Source organism: Mesorhizobium sp. M1322, from assembly GCF_040318085.1.
In the GTDB taxonomy this organism is placed as follows: Bacteria; Pseudomonadota; Alphaproteobacteria; order Rhizobiales; family Rhizobiaceae; genus Mesorhizobium.
Window position 1 is genome coordinate 1 of sequence record NZ_JAMYLP010000175.1, and the last position, 4569, is coordinate 4569.

General features: G+C 62.7%; 6 protein-coding genes. 4 read left to right on the plus strand and 2 right to left on the minus strand.

Going from position 1 to position 4569, the window contains the following annotated elements; translation table 11 throughout:
- From NKH12_RS29990 to NKH12_RS30000, 3 genes are all read left to right on the plus strand, one after another.
- Positions 1–1045, plus strand: a 1045-nt coding sequence (locus NKH12_RS29990; protein WP_502910865.1) for a heme biosynthesis protein HemY, incomplete at its 5' end; no start/stop codon positions are given.
- Positions 1046–1090: 45 nt separating this feature from the next.
- The gene (locus NKH12_RS29995; protein ID WP_352956415.1) at positions 1091–1570 is read left to right on the plus strand and encodes a tellurite resistance TerB family protein; all 480 of its coding nucleotides are present in this window, start codon (positions 1091–1093) and stop codon (positions 1568–1570) included.
- An 11-nt stretch (positions 1571–1581) separates the two neighbouring features.
- Positions 1582–2298 carry a glutamine amidotransferase gene (locus NKH12_RS30000; RefSeq protein WP_352956416.1) on the plus strand — a complete coding sequence of 239 codons (717 nt, stop codon included), beginning with the start codon at positions 1582–1584 and terminating at the stop codon, positions 2296–2298.
- A gap of 227 nt (positions 2299–2525) precedes the next feature.
- Here NKH12_RS30000 and NKH12_RS30005 read toward each other — a convergent pair whose 3' ends face one another.
- Positions 2526–3341, minus strand: a complete 816-nt coding sequence (locus tag NKH12_RS30005) for an oxidoreductase (protein WP_352956417.1) — start codon at positions 3339–3341, stop codon at positions 2526–2528.
- 85 nt (positions 3342–3426) lie between these two features.
- A complete protein-coding gene (locus NKH12_RS30010) occupies positions 3427–3900 on the minus strand; it encodes a hypothetical protein (RefSeq protein WP_352956418.1) in 474 nt (157 codons plus the stop codon).
- A gap of 88 nt (positions 3901–3988) precedes the next feature.
- Here NKH12_RS30010 and NKH12_RS30015 point away from each other — a divergent pair, with 88 nt between their 5' ends.
- Complete coding sequence (locus NKH12_RS30015) at positions 3989–4420, plus strand: winged helix-turn-helix transcriptional regulator (RefSeq protein ID WP_352956419.1); 432 nt, start codon at positions 3989–3991, stop codon at positions 4418–4420.
- Positions 4421–4569 lie beyond the last annotated feature (149 nt).

A 4569-nucleotide genomic window follows, 5' to 3' on the forward strand; every position in this document is an offset into this window, starting at 1 on the left:
ACTGGCCTGGGCCGCCGAATCGACGCTGGAAGACCTGACCGGGCGCGGCGACTGGGACGGCGCGCTGAAACTGGTCGAGGCGCAGAAGTCAACGCGGCAGATCGAGCGCGACGCCGCCCACCGGCGTCGCGCCGTGCTGCTCACCGCAAAGGCGCAGGCGCTGATCGACAGCGATCCCAATGCCGCCAAAACCGCTGCTCTGGAAGCCAACCGGCTGCGGCCGGATTTTGCGCCGGCAGCGGTGATCGCAGCAAAACTGCTGTTCAGACAGAATGATGTGCGCAAGGGCGCGAAGATCCTCGAGACCGCGTGGAAAGCCGAGCCGCATCCGGAGATCGCGGAGCTTTACAGCCACGCCCGGCCGGGCGATGCCGTGCTCGACCGCCTGAACCGGGCGAAGAAGCTGCAGGAGATGAAGAAGAACCACGCCGAATCGTCGCTGGCGGTGGCGCGCGCCGCACTCGACGCGCAGGACTTTTCAACCGCCCGCAAAGAGGCCGAGGCGGCCATTCGCATTGATCGCCGCGAAGGCGCCTATCTGCTTCTGGCCGACATCGAGGAGGCCGAGACCGGCGATCAGGGCAAGGTGCGGCAGCTTTTGTCCAAGGCAGTGCGTGCACCGCGCGATCCGGCCTGGGTTGCCGACGGCATCGTCTCCGAACGCTGGGCGCCGGTGTCGCCGATCACCGGCAAGCTCGACGCCTTCGAGTGGCGGGCGCCGATGGAGCGGCTCGGCCAGCTCATCGACAGTGATGAGGAAGCGCCGGACGCCGCGGTGCCAACCATTGCGGCGCCCATCAAGCCGGTAAAAGAAAATGTGATCGAGCTGAACCCCACCGGTTCGGCCGAAAGACCGACCACTGCGGCGGCCTCTGAAAGTGGCGAAGACGATGTTGCGCCGGTCAACGCCACGGCGTTTGCCGCGGTGCCGCCGGATGCCGAAGCTGTCGAACCGGCGGAGGAACTGGCCCGGCTGCCCGACGATCCCGGCGTCGATCCGGACGACGAAGACCAAAAATCACCACGCAAGTTTCGATTGTTTTGATTCAGCTGAGCTTGATAGTTTTGGCCGATGGGAAGTAGGAATCACATGTTCGAACGCGTTCTGTCGTTTCTGAAGGACCTGCCGGCAGCTGGGAGCGCCCGCAACAACGCCGATGATCCGCGCGTTGCCGCTTCCGCCCTTCTCTACCATGTGATGAGTGCCGACGGCGTGCGTCAGGATGCCGAATGGGAGCGGTTCAAGGCGGTGCTGGCGGAAAGCTATTCGATCAGCGGCAACGAGCTCGACGCGCTGGCGGCTGCCGGCGAGCGGGCCGACAATGAGGCGATCGACCTCTACGCCTTCACCAGCATATTGAAGCGTCAGCTCGATCCGGACGCGCGAAAAGCCTTCATCGGCCTGATGTGGGAGATCGTCTATGCCGATGGTGAATTGCACGAACTCGAGGACAATATCGTCTGGCGGGTCGCCGAGCTGATGGATGTCGAACGCCACGACCGCGTCGAGGCACGCCGCAAGGCGGCCGCCGAAGCGCCGGGCGCCACTGGAACGTCGAGCGACGAATAGACAGGATACCCATGCCATCCACGCCGAGGCCGAGACCAAAAATCCTGATCGTGCTGCATCAGGAGAGTTCGAGCCCCGGGCGCGTCGGCCACATGCTTATCGAAGAGGGGTTCGACCTCGATCTCCGCTGCCCGCCGCTTGGCGATGCCTTGCCGGACACACTGGACGGTCATGCCGGAACCGTGGTGTTCGGCGGACCGATGAGCGCCAATGACGAGGACGATTTCGTCCGCCGCGAGACCGACTGGCTGAAAGTTCCGCTCAGGGAGAACCGGCCGTTGCTCGGCATCTGCCTCGGCGCGCAGATGCTGGTCAAACATCTTGGCGGCAAGGTCGAGGGGCATGGCGAGGGGCTGGTCGAGATTGGCTGGTATCCGCTGAAAGCGACGGAGGACGGCAAGAAGCTGATGCGCTGGCCTGAGATGGTCTACCAGTTTCACCGCGAGGGCTTTTCGCTGCCGAAGGACGCGACGCTGCTGGCGACGGCCGAAACCTATCCCAACCAGGCCTTTCGTTATGGCGACAATGCCTGGGGCATCCAGTTCCATGGCGAATTGACCCGGGCGATGATGCAGCGCTGGGTGGTTCGCGGCGCGCATCGCTTCGAATTGCCGGGCGCGCAGCCGGGCCGCGATCATCTCGGCGGCCGGCTGATCTGGGACATGCATCTGAAGCGCTGGCTCGGCGAATTCCTGCAGACGATTTTCGGCAAGCCGGCGCTGTCCTGATCTAGTTTGCGTATATAACGCAAACTGTTGATCTAATTTTGTAAATCACCGTTTTTTTGGCGGACGAGGCGCTGCGGCTTCAGGTGTGCGGATTCGTGCCACGGATTCCAAGTCCTGCCACCGCCGGGGCCCGACAATGGGCGACGAGTTGCGTCAAGGCCGCCTGCCGAAGCGACAGCAGCCTGCTGTGGCCTGCCGGCTACCGAAGCAGGATGTGATTGTCGACGTCAGACCGGCAGCCCGTTCTGCTTACGCAGGCTCTTGTCGAATGCGGATGCCGGGACGAAACGGCGCAGGAAACTGACCTGGCGCGCCATTTTTCCCGCCGCATAGCGCCTCCTCGGAACGGATTCGGTCGCTGCTTTCAAGACCGTCTCGGCTACGATTTCGGGAGCATCGCCTGTTTCCATCGCCTTGCGCAGGATCACATCCATTCCAGCGCGCGCAGAATCATAGATTTTAAGCAACTGGTCCGGCCTGGCGAGATTTTCTTCAAATGACGTACGGGTATAGGCGGGCTCGACCAGCACGACGCGAATTCCGAAAGGGCGCAGTTCGGGGTCGAGCGATTCGGAATAACCTTCGATGGCATGTTTGGTCGACGCGTAGAGCGCGGAATAGGGTGCTGGGATCAAGCCCAACACCGAACTCAAATTGACGATCCTGCCCGTCCCTTGACGGCGCATTGTCGGCAAAACCGCGTTGGTCACGCGCAGGACGCCGAAGACATTCACGTCGAACAGCGCCTGAGCCTGGACGGTCGAGGACTCCTCTGCACCGCCGAGCAGGCCGACGCCGGCATTGTTGACGAGCAGGTCGATACGTCCGGTTTCGGCCAGCACGTCATCGACCAGTTTCGCCACGGACGCGTCGTCGGTGACGTCGCAGGTCAGCATGGTAACGCCGTCGGATCGTGCAGCGACCGCGCGACGGCTGGTTCCGAACACGCGAAAGCCCGCGTTCTGCAGGGCCTTGGCCGTTGCGTGCCCGATGCCGGTGGATGCCCCTGTCACCAGGGCGACGCCTAGATTGGTCTTGTTCATGGAAATCGCTTCTTTCTTTGTTCTGGATTACCGGCGTCGGTCGCGCGCACAAATGGCGCACGCCCCGGCGATCCGATGAGGGTCATTACTCGGCAATGGCCCCAGTTGTCGGGTTGGAGGTCGCCCCCACCTCGGTGACGGTAAGCTTGTCGCCCGAGCGCGACAGCTCAAGACTTTGCTCAGGCTCGCCCAATTTTCCCGGCACGGATATCGTGGTCGACTGCCCTTCAGCGAGCGTGGTCGAGAAGCGCACCGGAAGCCCGGCCTCACCATCGGCTATCGTTGCGATCACCCGATAGCCGTCATTTTCGTCGGTATAGTGTAAGACGCCGTGAAAACCGCCGAGATGGATACTCTCCCCGGCCATGGCCGACAGCTCGCCGGCATGCAACGGGGACGCAGCCAGGAGGAATGCCGCCGCGCCACCGATGAGGTTGATCATTGCGGCGCTCCGTTTGGACGATGTCGATCTCGGCTGGGCCGCGGCGACACGATGCGCCGATTGCACGCGCTGACGGTTGAGTTCTGGATGGCGGACGCCAAGGTTGGTCCTGTTCATGGAAGTCACTCCTTCTTTGTGCTGGATTGCATTTCAAAAGGATGTTACTATCATTTCGATATGAAGTCACTATCAAAATGATACTAACATGAAAAATCTTTCCGATACCTCTTGCCCGATCGCCCGCGGCCTCACCTGCGTCGGCGATGCGTGGAGCATGTTGATCCTTCGCGACGCGAGCCTGGGCCTCAACCGCTTCGACGAATTCCGCAAAAGTCTGGGCATCGCCCCCACCATTCTGACCCGGCGGCTGGCGACGCTGACGGAGGAGGGACTTCTGGAAAAGCGGCGCTACTCGGAGCGGCCTCCGCGCGATGAGTATGTGCTGACCGCCGCCGGCCGCGATTTCTTGCCGGTGCTCGTCTTACTGGGTGCGTGGGGACGCCAGTACCGTGGTGAAGGACGGTTGGCGCGATACATCGACGCTGAGACAGGAGCAGAAATCGAGCCGGTGGCCGTGGATGCTGTCACAGGGGCAAAGATCGGCACCCGCCCGATTCGCGTTGCAACCCCCGAATAGCATCTGTCCGTCGATGAGAGCTGAGACGTGGCGGGTCATTCAGCGTTCGCGGGGCCCCGCCCCGCTCAATTATCCGGGCCCCGCCGGGGGCAATAATCGCGAGAAGTTAGCGTTAGGGGGGTTGTGGCATACGCCCCGGCCCGGGGGCC

Coding starts and splice junctions, on each gene's coding strand:
- NKH12_RS30000 (WP_352956416.1), top strand. CDS start 1,582: ATGCCATCCACGCCGAGGCCGAGACCAAAAATCCTGATCGTGCTGCAT.
- NKH12_RS30005 (WP_352956417.1), bottom strand. CDS start 3,341: ATGAACAAGACCAATCTAGGCGTCGCCCTGGTGACAGGGGCATCCACC.
- NKH12_RS29995 (WP_352956415.1), top strand. CDS start 1,091: ATGTTCGAACGCGTTCTGTCGTTTCTGAAGGACCTGCCGGCAGCTGGG.
- NKH12_RS30010 (WP_352956418.1), bottom strand. CDS start 3,900: ATGAACAGGACCAACCTTGGCGTCCGCCATCCAGAACTCAACCGTCAG.
- NKH12_RS30015 (WP_352956419.1), top strand. CDS start 3,989: ATGAAAAATCTTTCCGATACCTCTTGCCCGATCGCCCGCGGCCTCACC.